Below are 19,829 nucleotides of genomic sequence, written 5' to 3' on the forward strand. Positions count from 1 at the left end.
TAATAAAAATTATTATTTAGGAGAAAATAATGAAAAAATTAACTAACGACTTCGGAAACATTATAGCCGATAATCAAAACTCTTTAAGCGCAGGTGCAAAAGGCCCTTTACTTATGCAAGATTATCTTTTACTTGAAAAACTTGCTCATCAAAATAGAGAAAGAATTCCAGAAAGAACAGTGCATGCAAAAGGAAGCGCAGCTTATGGCGAAATAAAAATTACAGCAGATTTAAGTGCTTATACCAAAGCTAAAATTTTTCAAAAAGGTGAAGTTACTCCATTGTTTTTGCGTTTTTCAACAGTAGCTGGCGAAGCAGGTGCAGCCGATGCTGAACGCGATGTTAGAGGTTTTGCTATTAAATTTTATACCAAAGAAGGAAACTGGGATTTAGTAGGAAACAATACCCCAACATTCTTCATCCGTGATGCTTATAAATTTCCTGATTTTATCCACACTCAAAAAAGAGATCCAAGAACGCACTTAAGAAGTAATAATGCCGCTTGGGATTTTTGGAGTTTGTGTCCTGAAAGCTTACACCAAGTAACTATTCTTATGAGCGATAGAGGAATTCCGGCAAGTTATCGCCATATGCATGGTTTTGGAAGCCATACTTATAGCTTTATCAATGACAAAAACGAGAGATTTTGGGTGAAATTCCATTTTAAAACCCTACAAGGTATTAAAAATCTTAGCAATAAAGAAGCCGCTGAACTTATCGCCAAAGATAGAGAAAGCCACCAAAGAGATCTTTACAATGCTATAGAAAATAAAGATTTCCCAAAATGGAAAGTTCAAGTTCAAATTCTTGCTGAAAAAGATGCTGACAAACTAGGCTTTAATCCTTTTGATTTAACTAAAATTTGGCCACATAGCGTAGTGCCTTTAATGGATATAGGCGAAATGATCTTAAATCAAAATCCACAAAATTATTTTAATGAAGTAGAACAAGCAGCTTTTAGCCCAAGCAATATAGTACCTGGTATAGGTTTTAGTCCTGATAAAATGCTACAAGCTAGAATTTTCTCATATCCTGATGCACAAAGATATAGAATAGGAACTAATTATCATCTTTTACCTGTAAATCGTGCTAGAAGTGAAGTAAATACTTACAATGTTGCAGGTGCTATGAATTTTGATAGCTATAGAAATGGTGCTGCGTATTATGAGCCAAACAGCTATGAAGAAAGCCCAAAAGAAGACAAAAGCTATCTTGAGCCTGATTTAGTTTTAGAAGGTAATGCGCAAAGATATGCTCCTTTAGATAATGATTTTTACACTCAACCAAGAGCGTTGTTTAACATCATGAATCAAAACCAAAAAGAACAACTTTTTGAAAATATAGCAGCTTCTATGGAAGGTGTAGAAGAAAAAATCATTACTAGAGCTTTAGGACATTTTGAAAAAATTTCACCTGATTATGCACAAGGTGTTAAAAAAGCTTTGGGAAAATAATTTTTACTTGCCACTTTTTAGGTGGCAAACTAAAGATTATAAACAAAGGAAAAACGATGATGACACTTAGCTTAGAAGAAGAAAAAAGATTTGCCGAGCTTTGCAAAATGGCTTTTAATTTTGCTAGAAATAACGAATATGAAAATCTTAAAATCATGATAGAAGCAGGACTGAATGTGAATTTAAAAACACATAAAGGCGATACCTTGCTTATGCTTGCAGCTTATAATAATTCTTACGAATGCGCAAAAATGCTTTTAGAAAAGGGTGCGCTTGTTGATGAAAAAAATGATCGAGGACAAACACCTTTAGCAGGAGTTTGCTTTAAGGGCTATTTGCCTATGTGCGAGCTTTTAGTAAAATATGGAGCAAATATAGATGAAAATAATGGCTTAGGTATGACACCTTATAGTTTTGCTATCATGTTTGGCCGTAAAGATGTAGCCGAGTTTTTACTCAAAAGCTCTAAAAAAAGCCTAAGTAAACGCCTTTCTTTAGGAATTTTAAAATTATTTAAAAAATAATTTCTATGATTTAAAATTTTTTAAATACCTATAGACACTAGGCTCTGAAATTTTTAAGAGTCTAGCCACTATAGGCACAGAACCCTTGATATTAAAAATACCCTTTTGATATAAAGTTTTTGTAATCTCTTCTTTTTGTGCCATGCTAAGTTGATAATCCGAATTTAAATAATTCATATCAATGCTTTGAGCTAAAATTTCTTCTATAGAATGACTTAGGGTTTCTATATTTCCTAAACTATCTACACTGGTATTATTTTCTTTGTCTTGATTTAAAAATTCACTCATATCGCCTAATTTTTCTATATCTATAATCCTACAAACCAAGTCTCTCATCATGCTCGTATCGTGATTGATACACAAAATTCCTACCAATTCATCAGAATTTTTTATAAAAAATGTCGAACCTCTAACAAGTTTTGATTTTCCAATCAAAGCCTTATAATCACACAAAAAATCTTCTTTTAAATAAGCCTTATTTTGCACAAGTTCACTTGCAAAAGCACTCAAGGGAGATTCAAGAGTTCTACCGCTGACATGACTATTTGCAATAGCTGCTATATAAGCACCCTCTTTAGAAAGAACATGAAAAACCACTTCATACTGCTTACCTAAAACTTGTCCTAAAAAATTCGTGAGCTTTATAAATTGCTCTTTTTGTTTTTCATCCATGAAAATATTCCTAAAATAATAAAATTTAGAATCCAAAGCTTAAATTCTAACTTTAATTTTTTAAAAATATTCTTAAAGATAATATTTTATTATCGTGATAATAAAATATTGACAAATTATTATTATCGTGATAAAATACGTTTATTTAATTTACATTAATAAAAAAGGAGAGAAAATGTCAAATTATCCAAAGGCTATCGGCCCTTACTCAGCTTATAGAGAAGCAAACGGCTTGCTTTTTATCTCGGGACAACTTCCTATCAACCCTGCTTCAGGAGAAATAGAAAGCTCTGATATCAAAGAACAAACCAAACAATCTTTAAAAAATATCGGCGCTATCTTAGAAGAAAATGGTATCAGTTATGATAAAGTGATTAAAACCACTTGCTTTTTAGCTGATATTAATGATTTTGTAGCATTTAATGAAATTTATGCTGAATTTTTTAAAGCTCCTTATCCAGCAAGAAGTGCTTTTGCAGTAAAAGATCTGCCAAAAAAAGCTAAAGTAGAGATAGAGATCATCGCTCAAAAAGGATAAAACATGCTAAGTATTGTTTTTTCTTTATTTAGTATTTTTTTACTTGTTTTTATGCTTTATAAAAAAATCAATGCTCATATGGCTTTGCTTTTAAGTGGTTTACTTTTACTTTCCTTAGCTGCTATTTTTGGACTTTCTCCACACATTGTCGCTAAAGGTTCTTTAAATTTAGGTTTTTTTGATATTTTTCAAGTTTTCAATCAAACCATGTCAAATACATTAGCAGGGCTTGGACTTACACTTATGACTATAGCAGGTTTTTCTGCTTATATGGATCATGTAGGGGCTTCTTATGCACTTTTTAAAGTTTTTGAAAAACCTTTAAAAGCCGTAAAATCTCCTTATGTTTTACTCATAGTTGCTTATTTTATCGTGCAATTTTTAGTTCTTTTCATCCCTTCTCACGCAGGCTTAGCACTTTTACTTATGGTTACTATGTATCCTATACTTGTACGCTCTGGTGTTTCAAAACTTTCTGCCTTAAGTGTGATTGCGATTTGTCAATATATCGATCATGGACCTGGAAGTGGAAATGTGATCATGGCGTCAAAAGTAGCTGAAGTTGATCCTGCAATTTATTTTGTTCATTATCAACTCCCTACAACCTTGCCTATCATTATAGCTGTAGGTATTGCGATATATCTTTGCAATAAATTTTTTGACAAAAAAGATAATTTTGTCTTCAATGCACAAGAAATTGAAAAAGAACTAAATGAAAATGAAGGTAAAGAAAAAGAACTTAAAAAGCCTCCTAGAATTTATGCGATTTTACCTATAATTCCTTTGGTTTTAATCCTAGGATTTAGTTCCGTGCTTGATAGCATCTTGGTTTTAATGGGAATAAGTAGTGCTGAAGAAGTTAAAGCAGCTGCTAGTACTGCCATTAAAATGAATGTTCCAGTAGCAATGGTGATTTCAACTTTTGTTGCGATTGTTTTTGAAATGATACGCTATAAAAGCGTAGTAGAAACACTCAATTCTATTATGATATTCTTTAAAGGAATGGGACATTTATTTGTTATCACTGTTTCTTTGATAGTATGCGGTCAAGTATTTGCAAGCGGGCTTTTATCGGTTGGCTTTGTAGATACCTTAATAGAATTTTGTAAAAATGCAGGATTTGGAGTACTTGCTATCATCATCGCAGTTTCAATTTTACTTGCAGTTTGTGCTTTCTTAATGGGTTCTGGAAATGCAGCATTTTTTAGCTTTGCTCCACTTATCCCAAATATAGCAAAACACTTTGGAGTTGAAACTATCACCATGATAGCACCAATTCAAATCATGACGGGTTTTGGAAGATGTGTGAGCCCTATAGCACCTGCTATTTTAGCCATTTCAGCTATTGCAAAAGTCAGTCCTTTTGCCGTAGTTAAAAGAACGGCTATTCCTATGCTTGTAGCGGCTATTGTAAATATCATTATGACTTATATTTATCTTTAAAAGGAGAAAAAAATGAACTCAAAAACTAAACTTATTCATTGTGGCAGAGGCGATCAAAATGTTGAAGTAAGATCAGTCAATCCTACGCTTATGCGTGCATCAACGATACTTTTTAAAAATCATGCCACTTGGCAAAAATATAGAGAATTAAGAAAAACTGATCGTGTATTAAGCTATGGTGCTAGAGGAACGACAACTAACTTCGAACTTGAAAAACTTATCTGCAGCTTAGAAGGCGGCTACAGAGCTCAACTTTTCCCAACAGGACTTGCAGCACTTGCTATGGTACTTTTAAACTATGCTAGTAAAGACGCGCATTTTTTAATCACTGATGCAATCTATGGGCCTGTAAGAACAATTTGTGAATTATTTTTAGAAAAAATGGGTGTTGAGATTGATTTTTTAAAAGCCGATGCAAGTGATGTAGAAGAAAAAATCAAGCCTAATACCAAACTCATCCTATGCGAAAGCCCTGGTTCTATACTTTATGAAATCATAGATTTGCCAAAGCTTTGCAAAATTGCACACTCTCATAATATTCCTGTAGCTATTGATAATACTTATTCAAGCGGATACTTCCTAAATCCACTTGAGCTAGGCGTAGATATTTCGGTTATAGCTGCGACAAAATATCTTAGCGGTCACTCTGATGTTACCATGGGTGTAGTGGTTATCAATGAAAAAGAATGGAAAAATTTTGACAAACTCCCTGAAGCTTTAGGCTTTACAACAAGCCCTGATGATGCTTATTTAGTTCTTCGTGGTATGAGAACTTTAGATGTAAGAATGAAAGCTCATGAAAAAAGTGCAGATGAAATCGTAGAGTTTTTACAAACAAGAAAAGAAATTAAAACTATTTTCTATCCAAAACTCAAAACCCATCCAAACCATGAAATTTTTATGCGCGATCATAAAGGTGCTAACGGTATGGTTACTATCGAATTTGCAGAGGGTTATAGTAAAGAAGATGCTATTAAATTTGTAGATGAGTTAGAATATTTTTCTATAGGTGCTAGCTGGGGTGGCTATGAAAGTTTAGCAACTGTAACTACTCCACCAAGAACTGCAACAGACTGGAGCAAAAGAGGTCCATTTGTAAGATTTCATATAGGACTTGAAGATACTAAAGACTTGATTGCTGATTTAGCTAAGGCTTTTGATAGTATTAAAAAATAAGGAAATAAAATGACTGGAATTAGCGTATTTGATCATAAATTATTAGCAGATTCATGGAGCACGCAAGATATGCGTGCTGTTTTTTGTGAAGAAAATCGCGTACAAAAATGGCTTGATGTTGAAGCAGCATTAGCAAAAGCACAAGCAAAACTTAATATCATCCCCCAAGAAGCAGCAGATGAAATTGCAAAAAAAGCTTATTATAAATTTATGGATATGGATTTTATTTTTAATGAATTTAAAAAAACCAAACATCCTTTAGTTCCTACTGTTAGGGGATTAGAAAAAGCTTGCGATAATAATCTAGGCGAATATGTACATTTTGGGGTAACCACTCAAGATATCATTGACACAGGACTTGTTTTGCAATTTAAAGAAGCTATGACTCTTGTAAAAAGCGAATTAAAAGCCATTGCAAAAGCTTTAGTAAAACTTGCTAAAACACACAAAAATACTGCTATGATGGGAAGAACTTTAGCACTTCAGGCTTTGCCTATTACTTTTGGACATAAAGTGGCTATTTGGTTAAGCGAACTTGAGCGTCATTTTGAAAGAATACTTGAACTTGAAAAAAGACTTTATGTAGGCAGTATAGTAGGCGCTGTAGGAACTAAAGCAAGTTTAAGTGATGAGTGCAATGAAGTAGAAAAACTCACTTTAGAAAATTTAGGACTTGATGTGCCTAATATTTCTTGGCAGAGCGCACGTGATCGCTTTATAGAACTTGGTTTTGTACTAGGCAATATCAACGCAACCTTTAACAAAATCGCTCATGAAATTTTAATCCTTTCGCATAATGAAATTGATGAAGTTGCTGAACCTTTTGGCAAAGGACAAGTAGGATCAAGCACTATGCCACACAAAAGAAATCCTGCAGTAAGCGAAAATGCAGTTACAGTAAGCAATGCCTTTAAGGCAAATTTAGCCATTTTAAGTGATATTGAAAGACATGAACATGAAAGAGATGGTCAAGTTTGGAAAATGGAATGGAAACTTTTACCTGAAATGTTTTTAATGCTTTCTGTGGTTTTAGCAAATATGAAATTCGCTCTTAGTGACCTAGAAGTAAAAAAAGACAAAATGCTTAAAAATTTAAATACTCTTAATGGTTTTGTTTTAGCAGAGCGTGTTATGTTTGCATTAAGCGATCATTATGGAAAACAACACGCCCATGAGATTGTTTATGAAAATGCTATGCTAGGTATCGAAAAACAAAAAACTTTTAAAGAAGTTTTACTTGCAGATAAAAGAGTATCTAAGGTATTAAAAGAAAAAGAAATTGATGCTTTGCTTGATGCAACAACCTATGTAGGATATGCACCAAAACTTGTAGATGAATTTTTAGCAAAAATCAAAAATAGTGCTATTTTAAAATAGGAAAAATCATGTTCTATAGTGAAATTTTAGCGGATTTTATTTTCAATCTTAAATATGAAAATATCCCTAATACAGTTGTTCAAAGGGCTAAAGAACTTATGCTTGATAGCCTTGGAACAGCTATAGCAGCAAGCAAAGAAGAATGTGTTTTAAATGCTTTTAAAGCTTTTGAAAATTTAAGCACAGAAAAAAATACCCCTGTATGGGTAAATGATAAAAAACTAGATCCTATTTATGCAGCCATGCTAAATGGCATTGCTTCTCATGCACTTGATTTTGATGATACACATACAGAAGCGATTTTACATGCAAGTGCGATTTTAACTCCTCTTTGTTTAAGTTATGGTTTTCATATCAGTAAAGATGCTAAAAAAATTATAAAAGCTTTTATTGTTGGCTGGGAAGTTGCTGCTAGAGTAGGTATTGCAAGCAAAGGAACTTTTCATAAGCGTGGTTTTCACACTACAGCTATCGCTGGGATTTTTGGAAGTGTGAGTGCGAGTGCAGTTTTACTTGATTTAAACAAGCAACAAATCATCAATGCTTTAGGACTTGCTGGAAGTTTTGCAAGTGGGATTAATGAGTTCTTATCCAATGGTTCTAATTCAAAAGTCTTACATATAGCAAATGCCATTAAAAATGGAATTTTAGTCGCTAACTTTGCTAAAAACCATATGAGTGGACCTTTGAGTATTTTTGAAGGTAGGGATAATATCTTTAAATGTTTTGGCATAGAAGAAGAATGCGATAAAACAGAACTTAACAAAGCCTTAGGAGAAATTTGGCAAACTATGCAAGTTTCAATCAAGCCTTATCCAAGTTGTCATTTTGCTCATGGGCTTATTGATTGTGCTATTGCTTTAAAAAATGATGGTTTAAAAGCTGATGAAATTAAAAGTATTCATTGTTTTGTAGATGAAGTTCCTATTTCTTTTATCTGCGATCCTTTAGAAGCAAAATACACTCCAAATAGTGCTTATGAAGCTAAATTTTCCATGCCTTTTTTAATGGCTCTAGGATTCTTTGATGGTAAAATCACTCTTGAATCTTATGAAAATTTAAAGCGTGAAGAAGTACTAGAATTTGCTAAAAAAATCAGGTACGAAAAAAGAAAATCTCAAGGCTTTCCAAAGTATTTTCCAGGGCATTTAGAAGCCAGTTTGCAAGATGGACGCACAATCCAAAAAGATGTTTTTATAAATAAAGGTAATTTTGATAATCCATTAAGTTTTGAAGAATTAAAAGCTAAATTTTTAGCCAATGCACAAATTTACCTTGATAATGCTAAAGCTAACAAAATTCTAGATCAAATCATCAATCTAGAAAATTTAAACCACTTTTCTTTTTAAATATTTATCCTTCTTTTTACAAGAAGGATAATTTCATTACACTTTTTTATTATAATATTTATTATTAATTTAGGAATTACAATGACTTTAAACGAGTTAAAAGATGGACAAAAAGCTATTATTGTCAATTTAAACGCTCACAAAGAACTCAAAAATAGACTTTTAAGCTTTGGATTTATTAAAAATAAAAACTTGAAAAAAATTCATTCCTCTTTAAAAAATGCCACCATAATGGTAGAACTTGATACAAGTTGTGTTATCCTAAGATCTGATGAAGCTAAAACCATAGAAGTGAATCTTATATGAAAAAAATCAAAATAGCCCTTGTAGGTCAGCCTAATGTAGGCAAAAGTCTTCTTATTAATGCGCTTTGCAAAGCTAATATGAAAGTAGGAAATTTTAGCGGAGTTACTATAGAAAAAGCAAGTGCAAAAACTTTTTACAAAAACTATGAATTTGAAGTCATTGATTTACCAGGAACTTATTCTTTAGATGGATATAGTGAAGAAGAAAAAATCACACGCCATTTTTTAAATCAAAATGACTATGATGTTATTGTTAATGTTTTAGATGCTACCAATTTAGAACGTAATCTTATCCTTAGTGCAGAACTTTTAAGCCTTAATAAAAAAATGCTTTTAGCTTTAAATATGTGCGATGAAGCCAAAAAAGAAGGTATAGAGCTTGACACTTCTGTTTTAAGCCAAGAATTTCAAAGTCAAGTTGTTGAAATTTCAGCAAAAACAAAAGAAAATTTAGAACTTTTGCTGCAAAAAATTATTATTTTATTTGAAAGTAAATTTATTCCAAGATCTCAATTTTATACTCCGCTTTGCGAAAAAAGTCCGGAAAAAGAAGATTTATTATATTTTATTAATGAACTTTCAAAAAAAATTATCACACACAAAAAAGAAGAAAGAAATTTAACCAAAAAAATCGATGCCTTACTTATCCATAAATTCTTTGGCTTACCTATATTTTTATTTTTAATGTGGCTTTTATTTCAACTCACCTTTAGCTTAGGGCAAATTCCTATGGATTATATAGAATCAGGCTTTAATGCCTTAGGTGAACTTATTAAAAACAATATTTCTAATACCTTCATCGCTTCAGCTTTAGCTGATGGGATTATCGCAGGTGTTGGTGCTGTGATACTTTTTTTACCTAATATAATAATTTTATTTTTAGGCATAGCTCTTTTAGAAACCACAGGCTATATGTCAAGAGTAGCTTTCTTACTAGATGGAATTTTACATAAATTTGGTTTACATGGAAAAAGCTTCATTCCGCTAATCACTGGTTTTGGTTGTTCGGTACCTGCTTTTATGGCTACACGCACTCTTAAGAACAAAAGAGATAGGCTTTTAACTCTTTTTGTGATTAATTTTATGAGTTGTGGGGCAAGACTTCCTGTTTATGTATTGTTTATCGGTGCATTTTTCCCAAGTGAAGAAGCGGGGAATTACCTTTTTGGAATTTATCTTCTAGGTGCTATTTTAGGGCTTATTGCGGCCAAATTCTTAAGATCCACTGCATTTCGCGGTATTGATGAACCCTTTGTGATGGAAATGCCAAAATATCGTATGCCAAATTGGCATTTAGTTTGGTTTATGGTTTATAATAAAGCCAAAATGTATCTTAAAAAAGCAGGAACTTTCATACTTTTGGCCTCTTTGCTCATATGGTTTGCTAGCAATTTTCCAAAAAATGAAGAAAATTTAAATGATTTTAACGCTCAAGAAAGAGCTATAGAACAAAGTTATCTAGGACAATTTGGCAAAGGCATAGAACCTATTTTTAAACCCCTTGAGTTAGATTGGAAATTAAGCGTATCTTTAATCAGTGGTTTGGCCGCTAAAGAAGTAATGATTTCAACTATGGGAGTACTTTATTCACTAGGAAAAGATGTAGATGAAACAAATAATGATTTAAAAGGAATTATTGCTAAAAATATTCCTTTGCCTAGTGCGGTGGCGTATATTTTATTTGTAATGATTTATAATCCTTGCTTTGCTGCAACCATAGTCTTTTCAAAAGAAAGCGGAAAAATAAAATATACTTTTTTCCTTTTTCTTTTTACTTGCATCAGCGCCTATATAGTGGCTTTTATAGGGTTAAATATTACAAAATTTGTAATCAATTAACCCGCTTTTTGTTTATTAAAGTCTATCACGCTTTTAATATTTTTTTCAAAAGCCTTCAAAACGCTATAAGCAAGAGCTTCAAAATCAAGCCCTCCGCAAAGATAAATCAAAGGCATACGAAAAGATTTACTCACATCAAGTTTTGATTTTTCATTAAGAGTAAGTTTAAAATCATAAGGACTTGCATGCTTAAAGCTATAATTTTGCGCCGCTTTTAAAAAATCGTTTTTATCTTGTAAAAACTCACCCTTTGCCAAAATAAAATTGATCTCAAAATACTTCCAAATATCACTAGAAGGCATAGGATTTTCATCAAAATTTTGCTCTATAAAAATAAAGTTTTTTTCAAAAGATGTTTTGTAATTTTCTACAAGTAAAGCACCTAATTTATTTTTAGCAATGTTTTGCAAGATAAGCTTTAAATTACTTTCAAATTCAAAATCCATCGAAGATAGGATTTGAATTTGCTCTTCTAGGGCAAATTCTGTACTAAATTCCTGATTTACAAGCTTAGCATAAGAAAAAGGATTTGCCATAGGTTTTTCATAATTTCCAAATTCATCCCAAAAATTCTTTTCACTACAGGCTATACAGCCGTGCCCTGCAGCCACAGGCCAAGAAGTTTTAGCATTAAATTTTACTTTAGGACAATTATTATAAGTATAAGGACCTTTACAGCCTATTTTAAATAAACAAGCTCCACTTTTAGCCTTTTCATCATCAAAATGTTCTGCAAAAATTCCACTCTCAAATTTAGCCTTTCTTTCGCACAAATCATGCAAACATTTACCATAAGCCCAAACGGGGCGGTTTTGCTCATCAAGTTCAGGTAAAATTCCAAATAAAGCAAAATAAGTCAAGGTTGCGATGATATTTACATCGCTTGGAGGACAGCCAGGGATATTGACTACTTTTTGGGTTAAAACTTCAGAAATACCGCAAGTTTTGCTTGGATTTGGATAAGCAGCTTGAATTCCCCCATAAGAAGAACAAGTTCCCACAGCAAAAATAGCTTTGGCTTTAGCTGCTAATTTTTCCAAAATTTCATAACCACTCTCACCCTCTGCACCTATAGTAAGAAAAAATGTATCAATAGCTGCAACACCGCCTTCAACCGCTAAAACAAAGTCTTCTTTTAAAACATGCTCTAAAAGTTCTTCAGCTTTTGTCCCATTTGCTGCCATTAAAGTTTCGTGATACTCTAAAGAAAAAAAGTCAAAAACTAATTCATCAAAACTTGGTAAATCCGCACGCAATAAACTCTCACTACAACCTGTACATTCGCAAAGATGAAGCCAAACAACCTTAGTCTTAGGAGCAAGTTCGAAAAACTTTTGCGCAAGAGCTGGAATTTCATTTCCCAAAGATAAATGCTTAGCAAGAGCCTTTACGCTTTCTTCATTGATAGTTTTTTTATCCACCAAGTCTGAATTTTCGATTTTTTCAATGCGTTTTATAAGTATATCTTTTAACTCTTCATTGCTGAGTTTTGCCATTATTGTCCTTTTTGATTATCCCAACAAAGCACAGTATTTCCATTTTCGTCTTTTGTGACATCTCCCATTCCCATGATGTTATATCCTGCATCAACATAATGCACCTCACCCGTAACACCACGAGCTAAATCACTGAGTAAGTACATCGCTGAATTTCCTACATCTTCAATACTTACATTGCGTTTTAAAGGAGAATTGATTTCATTGTATTTTAAAATCATTCTAAAATCGCCTATTCCACTTGCTGCTAAAGTTTTAATAGGCCCTGCCGAAATCGCATTTACACGAATTCCTTTGATACCTAAATCTCTTGCCAAATAACGCACAGAACTTTCAAGAGCTGCTTTTGCCACACCCATAACATTATAATGAGGCACATATTTTACCCCGCCAAGATAGCTTAAAGTCAAAATTGCACCCTTTTCTTTTAATACTGGCAATACCGCACGCGTTAAAGAAAGTAAAGAATACACAGAAGTTCCCATAGCTATATCAAAAGCTTCTTTTGAAGTTTCTAAGAATGAATTTTCTAAAGCTTCTTTTGGCGCATAAGCAACAGCATGTACTATAAAATCAATCTCACCTAAATCTTTTTTAATTTTTTCAGCGATAGAGTCTAAATGATCGCTGTTATTTACATCAAGCTCATAAACAAAGTTTGATCCAAATTCTTCTGCTATAGGCTCAACACGCTTTTTTAATGCATCATTTAAAAAAGTAAAAGCTAAACTTGCTCCTTGCTCATAACAAGCTTTTGCTATACCATAAGCTATGGATTTATTATTGGCTACGCCTACTATAAGGCCTTTTTTGCCTTTCATTATCATCATTTATCCTTTAATTAGTTTTATAAAATTTTCAGCTTTTAATGCAGCAGATCCTATTAAAACACCGCTGCAATGTTTTATATTTAAAATATCTTTGATATTGTCCTCATTTACACTTCCGCCATAAAGCAAAGGAGCTTGCGTAAGCGAAGAAAGAAATTCAAGCACTTTAGCAATATCTTCTTTTTTAGCACTCACACCACTTCCTATAGAGTAAATAGGCTCATAAGCGATAATGAGATTTTTATAATCTAGGTCAATAACTTCAAGTTGTTTTTTTAAAAAATCTAAGGTTTGATTTGAGTTTTTAAGCTTTAAATCCTCGCCTATGCAAAAAACGATTTTATAAGCATGCTCTTTAGCAAAATCAAATTTAGCTTTGATTAAATTTTCATCACCCAAAGCCCTTCTTTCAGAATGCCCTATCAAAACACATTTGATTCCAAATTCATCCAAATGCTCTTTTCCAAGTTCACCTGTAAAAGCTCCATTGACACAAGGATAAAAATTTTGCGCCCCTTGTATAAAATTTAATTCATTTTCTAAAAAAGCTATACTAGGTGGAAAAACGATGATATCATCGTTTTTTGCTTCTAAATACTGATTTAAAATATTTGCATAAATTTTAAAACTTGATCTTGTATGATTGCATTTTAAATTTGCAGCAAATATCATTGCACTCCCCCACTTCTTAAGACTTTTACACCTGGCAATTCTTTACCTTCGATAAGCTCAAGCGAAGCGCCCCCACCTGTGGAAATAAAAGTCATTTCATCTGCATCTCCAGCACGCGCGACAACATCAGCCGTATCGCCACCCCCTACAACAGTAGTAGCATGTCCATCGCTGATAGCATGGCTCATTTTTATGCTGCCTTTTGAAAATTTATCGATCTCAAAAACACCCATAGGTCCATTCCACCAAATGGTCTGTGCATCAGAAATAACCTCTTTAAAAAGTCTCACACTTGCAGGACCTATATCTAAACCCATCCAGCCACTTGGAATTTCTTGCGAAGGTACAAATTTCATTGGTGATTCTTGAGAGCAAGCAGGAGCAGCAACTACATCCACAGGTAAGTAAATTTTAACACCTAAATTCTTTCCTTTTGTAAGAATTTTATTGGCTTCTTCTAAAAGCTCTTCTTCTAAAAGTGAATTTCCTATATCAAAACCTTGCGCCTTTAAAAAAGTAAATGCCATACCACCACCAATGATGAGTTTATCAACTTTTGGAAGTAGATTTGTTAGAGCTTGAAGCTTGCCACTTACTTTTGATCCACCCACAACAGCAACAAAAGGACGTGCAGGACGCTTGATAAGATTTTCAGCAAATTCAATCTCTTTTTGTAGTAAAAATCCTGCACCCTTATGGTTTTCATCAAAAAATTTAGTGATAGCCTCTACACTAGCGTGTGCTCTATGACATACCCCAAAAGCATCGTTGATATAAACCTCGGCCATAGAAGCAAGTTCTTTAGCTAAATTTTCATCATTTTTAGTTTCGCCCTTTTCAAAACGCAAATTTTCAAGCATTAAAATCTCACTTGCTTTTAAATTTGCTGCTTTGCTTTTTGCATCTTCTCCTATAACATCTTTTGCCATAACAATTTCTTTATCTAAAAGCCTTGCTAAACGCTTAGCTACAGGCTCTAAAGAATATTTAGAACTGATCTCTTTTGGGCGACCCAAATGCGAAGCTAAAATCACACTGCAACCATTATCTAAACAATATCTTATCGTAGGGATAGCCGATCTGATGCGTCTGTCATCAGTGATATTTAAAAAATCATCTTGAGGGACATTAAAATCACATCTTATAAAAACTTTTTTTTTGCTTAGATCAATATCTTTTATAGAAATAATATCACTCATTTTTAAGCCTTATTTGCAATATATACTGCCATATCTACTAGGCGGCTTGAGTATCCCCACTCATTGTCATACCAAGCAACAACTTTAACAAAATCATCTGCTATAACTTGGGTCAAATCACTTACCACAACCGCTCCATAAGAACAAGTGATAAAATCGCTCGATACCCTTTCATCATCATCAACCATTAAAATGCCTTTTAAATTTGTAGCTGCAGCTTTTCTAAAGGCTTCATTAAGCTCCTCTTTGCTTACTTTTTTGCTAAGTTGAGCGGTTAAATCCACGCTTGAAACATCAATAACGGGCACACGCATACTTTGCCCGTGAAGCTTACCATTAAGTTCAGGCATTACAAGCTTCATCGCTTTTGCTGCGCCTGTAGAAGTTGGAATGATATTTTGAGCAGCAGCACGCGAGCGGCGTTTATCTTTAGTCTTTGCATCGATAATGCTTTGTCCATTAGTATAAGCATGTATAGTTGTCATCAGTCCTTTTTCTATGCCGAAATTATCTTGTAAAACACGACAAACAGGACCTAAGCAGTTAGTCGTACAACTTGCATTAGAGATGATATTTTCACCTTTATAATTTTGTGAATTTACACCTAAAACATAAGTAGGAGTATCATCTTTTGCAGGAGCACTCATGATCACTTTTTGCACTCCCATATCTAAAAATCCTTGGCATTTTTCTATTGTCAAATGAGCCCCTGTGCACTCTAAAACAATTTGTGCACCGTATTTTGCAAAATCAAGTTCTTTTATATCGCGGCTTTTAAACACTTTGATTTTTTTACCATTGATAATTAAATCATCCCCTTCATTTTCCACACTGCCTTCAAATTCTCCATGCACTGTGTCATATTTAAAAAGATATTTTGTAAGTTCGATATCTGTAGTATCATTTATCGCTACAAGTTCGATATCATCTCGTTTTGAAATAATTCTTGCTACACACCTTCCTATGCGACCAAAACCATTTATAGCAACTTTTACGGCCATTTTGTTTCCTTTTGCGAAGTTTTTTATGCTAATATTTTACTAAAAAAAGGTTAAAATTTTAATGAAAATTGCACTTTTTGGTGGCAGTTTTGACCCACCACACAAAGGACATGACGCTATTATCAAAGAAGCTTTGGCAAAACTTGATATCGATAAACTCATTATTGTGCCTACTTTTATCAATCCTTTTAAAAAAGGATTTTTTGCCGATGAAAAACAAAGATTTGCTTGGGTAAATAAACTTTGGGGAAATTTAGAAAAAGTAGAAATTTGCGACTTTGAGATCAAGCAGAAACGCCCCGTACCAAGCATTGAAAGCGTAGAATATCTTTATAAAATTTATCATCCTAGCAAATTTTATCTTTTAATCGGTGCGGATCATTTAGAAAAACTTCATCTTTGGCATGATTTTGAAAGACTTAATTCTTTAGTAGAATTTATCATCGCAAATCGCAATGATATAGAAATTCCAAAAAATTTTAAAGATTTAAAAACCAATATAAAAATCGCCTCATCTTTCATAAGAAGCACCCTAGATACCCATGAAGTTTGCGATGAAATTAAAAATGAAGTGAAAAATTACTATGAAAAATTACAAAAAAACTGATACAATTTCAAAAATTTAAAGGAAAAAAATGCAAGAAAGAGTAGATTTAATCGTTAAAATTTTAGATGAAAAAAAAGCTGAAGACATAAAAACCTTTGATATGAGCGAGCAAGATTATTTTGTAAAATATGTCATCATCGCAGCTACCTTGGGTGAAAAACATGCCTTATCTTTAATCGATGAACTTAAAACCAAACTCAAAGCCAAGGGTGAAGAATTTTTAAATATAGAAAGCAGTGAAGAATGGAGTGTCATTGATCTAGGTGATATACTTATCCATCTTTTAACACCTGAGCACCGAGGAATTTACAATATAGAAGAATTGTTAGAAAGTCTTAAAAAAATCAAGGCATAAGCTTAAAATGCAAAAAATACACTAAAAATTTCAAAAAAATAAACAAATTTTATGATTTTTTTGAGTTTTCCAATGAGCTTTTTTGCCCTCATTGTCAAGTAAGATATCGTTTAAATTTCAATTCGCCCATGTTTTGGGCGGATATCTCTTCTTTTTTGGTTTAATTATCTTATTTGGTTTATTTGATAGTGATTTTTGAGAATTTTTAAAATTTTTCCTTCAAATAAGAATGATTTTAATCCCACTTAGAGTAGTCTTTATCATCCTTGTGCCCTTTCATTTAGAAAATTCTTTTTTAGGCAAAACTTTTTATTTTTTAGAAAATCTTTTTTGTTTGGCATTTGCAATTTTACTAATCGTTGCAATTATTATGCCATTTTTAGAACGAATCTCCAAAATATTTTTCTAAATATCCTATGCGTTTTTCAAGGCTTGGATGTGTGGCAAAAATACCATCAAAGGCTTTTAGGAAAAATGTACACACAATTTTGTTTAAGTTTTTTATCATAAAAGTGGATCTTTAGTGTATATTTTTACTACATTCTCACACAAACAACGCGTTATATAAATGAAAAAAAGCTCTTGTTTTCGTGCTTTTCTCTAAATTTACAAATAAACCTAAAATACTTATTAAACCGATTCTTTAATATCATTAAAAAGTTTAAATACTTTAGCTTCAAGTTCTTTTGCTTGCTCCAAAGAACTTGCTTCAAAACGCGTGATAAGATAAGGGCTGGTATTGGACGCACGAAGTAAAGCCCATCCATCACCAAAATCAATCCTGGCTCCATCGATTTCACAAAGACTCTTTACTCCTTCTAAGGCACCCTTTTCTATCGCTTTTTTAAATTCATCCACAAGTTTGAATTTTTCTTCCTCGCTTACTGGAATTTTAATCTCAGGCGTAGTGTAAAGTTTTGGCAAGGCACTGATCATACTTTCTAAATCATAGCCCTTATAAACAAGTTCTAAAGCTCTTAAAAAAGCATAAATTCCATCATCATATCCAAAATATCTGTGTTTAAAGAAAATATGGCCGCTTACTTCAGCTGCTAAGTCAATATCTTTTTCTTTCATCATTTTTTTAATATTTGAATGTCCTGTTTTTCCCATAAAAATAGTACCAAATTTTGCCACCTCATCAAAAAGATTTTTAGAGCATTTTACCTCGCCTAAAATTCTAGGATTAGGAATATTTTTTGCAAACAAATAACAAAGCTCATCCCCACAAAAAATATGAGTTTTACTCAAAGCAACCATTCTATCAGCATCCCCATCAAAAGCAAATGCTAAAGGATATTCTTGATTTTCATTTAAAAAATTCTTTATAGCGTGCAAATTTTTTTCTTCTGTAGGATCAGGTTCGTGGTTTGGAAATTGTCCATCAGGATTTGAAAACATAACATGAGCTTTTAAATTTAAAGCTTTTACTAAAGGCTCTATAACAACCCCAGCGGCTCCATTGGAACAATCAATTGCAAATTTATAATTAAAATCCTTTAAAAAGTTAAATTGCTCACACATAAAATTCACATAAAGACTTAAAATATCGTATTTTTGAGCCTCTAAATTTTCTTCAATCTCATCCTCTAAATGCTTATAAACTTCTTTTGAAAATTCTTTAAGTTCAGCTCCAAAAAAACTTTCCTTACCTATGGTGATTTTAAAGCCGTTATAATCTTTTGGATTGTGCGAACCTGTGATCATAATATTTGCATCAAATTTCATACCCTCATAAAGGCTAAAATATCCAAGTGGAGTGGGGACAAGTCCTATGTTGTAAACTTGTATGCCTGCTTTATTAAGCCCGCTAACTAGATATCTATAAAGCTCATCAGCACTATATCTTGCATCATAACCCACGCTTACATTTTTACAACCTTTTGCAAGCATGGTTTGCCCCAAACAAAAACCTATAGCTTTGACACTTTTTTCATTGAGTTCTTTGCCATAAAGTCCGCGTATGTCGTATTCTCTAAAAATCACATCTAGCATAATTTTTCCTTAAATCTTTTTAATAAATTTCTTTTTATAATGTAAAATTTGGATAGAAAAGAAAATTTTGCTACAATTTTACATTAATTTCACTAAATAAAGGAAAAATTAATGGATGAAGAATTAGAAAATAACGAAGAAAAAAAGAAAAAAGGCGGTTCGCTTGTTATCATTATAGTGATTTTACTTTTTGTTCTACTTCTTAGCATCATGGGTGTGATTGCATGGCTTATTTCAAGTAGCTCAAGCGATGAAAGCGAAGTCAAAGCAGCTCCAAAAGAAGAGGCAAAAACTGATAAGGCTAAAGTGACAGCACCGGCGCAACGTGGAAGTGATTTTGCAAATATAGGACCTATGTATCCTCTTGATCCTTTTACTTTAAATTTACTTAGTGATAGCGGCTCAAGATATGTAAAATGCACTATAGAATTAGAGCAAAATACAGAGCTTTTAAAACCTGAGCTTGATAAAAAAGTAGCGGTAATTCGCGATATCATTATCCGCACCTTAACTGCAAAAACCTTTGAAGAGGTTAGCACGCAAAAAGGCAAAGAAAGACTTAAGGATGAGCTTGTTGGAAAAATCAACGAAATTCTTACCGATGGCTTCATCAAAAATGTTTATTTTACTGATTTTGTAGTTTCTTGATGCGTATAGGTTGCGATATAGTTGCCATTTCTAGGATAGATACAATCTATCAAAAGCATGGCAACGCCTTTCTTGATAAATTTCTTAACAAAAACGAACAAAAATTGATAAAATCTAGCTCAACTTTAGCAGGTTTTTGGGCTGCAAAAGAAGCAGCAAGTAAAGCTTTAGGCGTGGGAATTTCAAAAGAATGTGGCTTTTTGGATATAGAAATTTTAAAAGATAGCAAAAATGCTCCTTATTTAAAACTTGCTTCTCATGTATTAGAAAAATTTAAAATCAATTCTACCTCTCTTAGCATCTCACACGATAATGGCTTTGCTATTGCCGTAGTCGCCTTAGACTAAAT

Annotated in this window: 20 protein-coding genes and 1 pseudogene; 14 read left to right on the forward strand and 7 right to left on the reverse strand. The window is 32.8% G+C overall.

What is annotated here, in order from left to right; genetic code table 11:
* Window positions 1-29 precede the first annotated feature (29 nt).
* Both KAR88_RS06900 and KAR88_RS06905 read left to right on the forward strand, forming a co-directional pair.
* Window positions 30-1,454 (forward strand): catalase, encoded by a 1,425-nt coding sequence (locus KAR88_RS06900; RefSeq protein WP_002780467.1) that lies wholly within the window; start codon window positions 30-32, stop codon window positions 1,452-1,454.
* Between the two features lie 56 nt (window positions 1,455-1,510).
* Window positions 1,511-1,978, forward strand: a complete 468-nt coding sequence (locus KAR88_RS06905) for a Cj1386 family hemin-binding protein (RefSeq protein WP_002777848.1) — start codon at window positions 1,511-1,513, stop codon at window positions 1,976-1,978.
* A 3-nt stretch (window positions 1,979-1,981) separates the two neighbouring features.
* On the opposite strand, the gene KAR88_RS06910 is transcribed toward KAR88_RS06905, so the two are convergent.
* Complete coding sequence (locus KAR88_RS06910; protein ID WP_002780465.1) at window positions 1,982-2,650, reverse strand: PAS domain-containing protein; 669 nt, start codon at window positions 2,648-2,650, stop codon at window positions 1,982-1,984.
* A 175-nt stretch (window positions 2,651-2,825) separates the two neighbouring features.
* On the opposite strand from KAR88_RS06910, the gene KAR88_RS06915 reads away from it, so the two are divergent.
* The 7 genes from KAR88_RS06915 to feoB all read left to right on the forward strand — a co-directional run bounded on the left by KAR88_RS06915 (window position 2,826) and on the right by feoB (window position 10,677).
* Window positions 2,826-3,188, forward strand: a complete 363-nt coding sequence (locus tag KAR88_RS06915; protein WP_002779137.1) for a RidA family protein — start codon at window positions 2,826-2,828, stop codon at window positions 3,186-3,188.
* A 3-nt stretch (window positions 3,189-3,191) separates the two neighbouring features.
* Complete coding sequence (gene dcuC, locus KAR88_RS06920) at window positions 3,192-4,631, forward strand: C4-dicarboxylate transporter DcuC (protein WP_060787539.1); 1,440 nt, start codon at window positions 3,192-3,194, stop codon at window positions 4,629-4,631.
* A gap of 12 nt (window positions 4,632-4,643) precedes the next feature.
* Window positions 4,644-5,807, forward strand: a complete 1,164-nt coding sequence (gene metC / locus KAR88_RS06925; RefSeq protein ID WP_052781525.1) for a cystathionine beta-lyase — start codon at window positions 4,644-4,646, stop codon at window positions 5,805-5,807.
* Between the two features lie 9 nt (window positions 5,808-5,816).
* Window positions 5,817-7,184, forward strand: coding sequence for an adenylosuccinate lyase (gene purB, locus KAR88_RS06930; protein WP_002798042.1), 1,368 nt, complete (start codon window positions 5,817-5,819; stop codon window positions 7,182-7,184).
* Between the two features lie 8 nt (window positions 7,185-7,192).
* Window positions 7,193-8,533, forward strand: a complete 1,341-nt coding sequence (locus tag KAR88_RS06935) for an MmgE/PrpD family protein (RefSeq protein WP_192801249.1) — start codon at window positions 7,193-7,195, stop codon at window positions 8,531-8,533.
* An 81-nt stretch (window positions 8,534-8,614) separates the two neighbouring features.
* Window positions 8,615-8,839: a ferrous iron transport protein A gene (locus KAR88_RS06940; RefSeq protein ID WP_002779147.1), complete on the forward strand. Its 225-nt coding sequence runs from the start codon at window positions 8,615-8,617 to the stop codon at window positions 8,837-8,839.
* Window positions 8,836-10,677 (forward strand): ferrous iron transport protein B, encoded by a 1,842-nt coding sequence (gene feoB, locus KAR88_RS06945; RefSeq protein WP_057037142.1) that lies wholly within the window; start codon window positions 8,836-8,838, stop codon window positions 10,675-10,677. Before KAR88_RS06940 ends, feoB begins: the two co-directional genes overlap by 4 nt.
* Here the strand turns inward: feoB and KAR88_RS06950 are convergent.
* The 5 genes from KAR88_RS06950 to gap are packed head-to-tail and all read right to left on the reverse strand — an operon-like array spanning window position 10,674 to window position 15,875.
* The gene (locus KAR88_RS06950) at window positions 10,674-12,173 is read right to left on the reverse strand and encodes a hydrogenase small subunit (RefSeq protein ID WP_002787813.1); all 1,500 of its coding nucleotides are present in this window, start codon (window positions 12,171-12,173) and stop codon (window positions 10,674-10,676) included. The two genes, feoB and KAR88_RS06950, sit on opposite strands and share 4 nt — an antisense overlap.
* Window positions 12,173-13,000, reverse strand: coding sequence for an enoyl-ACP reductase FabI (gene fabI, locus KAR88_RS06955; RefSeq protein ID WP_057991700.1), 828 nt, complete (start codon window positions 12,998-13,000; stop codon window positions 12,173-12,175). Before fabI ends, KAR88_RS06950 begins: the two co-directional genes overlap by 1 nt.
* A 3-nt stretch (window positions 13,001-13,003) precedes the next feature.
* The gene (locus tag KAR88_RS06960; protein ID WP_002779151.1) at window positions 13,004-13,675 is read right to left on the reverse strand and encodes a triose-phosphate isomerase; all 672 of its coding nucleotides are present in this window, start codon (window positions 13,673-13,675) and stop codon (window positions 13,004-13,006) included.
* Complete coding sequence (locus KAR88_RS06965; protein ID WP_002779153.1) at window positions 13,672-14,874, reverse strand: phosphoglycerate kinase; 1,203 nt, start codon at window positions 14,872-14,874, stop codon at window positions 13,672-13,674. Before KAR88_RS06965 ends, KAR88_RS06960 begins: the two co-directional genes overlap by 4 nt.
* Window positions 14,875-14,876: 2 nt before the next feature.
* The gene (gap, locus tag KAR88_RS06970) at window positions 14,877-15,875 is read right to left on the reverse strand and encodes a type I glyceraldehyde-3-phosphate dehydrogenase (RefSeq protein WP_002785681.1); all 999 of its coding nucleotides are present in this window, start codon (window positions 15,873-15,875) and stop codon (window positions 14,877-14,879) included.
* A gap of 61 nt (window positions 15,876-15,936) precedes the next feature.
* On the opposite strand from gap, the gene nadD reads away from it, so the two are divergent.
* From nadD to KAR88_RS09010, 3 genes and pseudogenes are all read left to right on the forward strand, one after another.
* On the forward strand, window positions 15,937-16,482 hold the full coding sequence (nadD, locus tag KAR88_RS06975; protein WP_002779157.1) for a nicotinate (nicotinamide) nucleotide adenylyltransferase: 546 nt from the start codon (window positions 15,937-15,939) through the stop codon (window positions 16,480-16,482).
* A gap of 28 nt (window positions 16,483-16,510) precedes the next feature.
* Window positions 16,511-16,837, forward strand: a complete 327-nt coding sequence (gene rsfS, locus KAR88_RS06980) for a ribosome silencing factor (protein ID WP_002779159.1) — start codon at window positions 16,511-16,513, stop codon at window positions 16,835-16,837.
* 133 nt (window positions 16,838-16,970) lie between these two features.
* Window positions 16,971-17,246, forward strand: a pseudogene (locus tag KAR88_RS09010) (hypothetical protein).
* Window positions 17,247-17,467: 221 nt separating this feature from the next.
* Here KAR88_RS09010 and KAR88_RS06990 read toward each other — a convergent pair.
* Window positions 17,468-18,832: a phosphomannomutase/phosphoglucomutase gene (locus tag KAR88_RS06990; protein WP_002779163.1), complete on the reverse strand. Its 1,365-nt coding sequence runs from the start codon at window positions 18,830-18,832 to the stop codon at window positions 17,468-17,470.
* A gap of 111 nt (window positions 18,833-18,943) precedes the next feature.
* On the opposite strand from KAR88_RS06990, the gene fliL reads away from it, so the two are divergent.
* Window positions 18,944-19,480, forward strand: a complete 537-nt coding sequence (gene fliL, locus KAR88_RS06995; RefSeq protein ID WP_002779164.1) for a flagellar basal body-associated protein FliL — start codon at window positions 18,944-18,946, stop codon at window positions 19,478-19,480.
* A complete protein-coding gene (acpS, locus tag KAR88_RS07000) occupies window positions 19,480-19,827 on the forward strand; it encodes a holo-ACP synthase (RefSeq protein WP_002831717.1) in 348 nt (115 codons plus the stop codon). The genes fliL and acpS overlap by 1 nt, the downstream gene beginning before the upstream one ends.
* Window positions 19,828-19,829: the final 2 nt, after the last annotated feature.

This window comes from Campylobacter sp. JH23, assembly GCF_017846595.1.
GTDB lineage: Bacteria > Campylobacterota > Campylobacteria > Campylobacterales > Campylobacteraceae > Campylobacter_D > Campylobacter_D coli.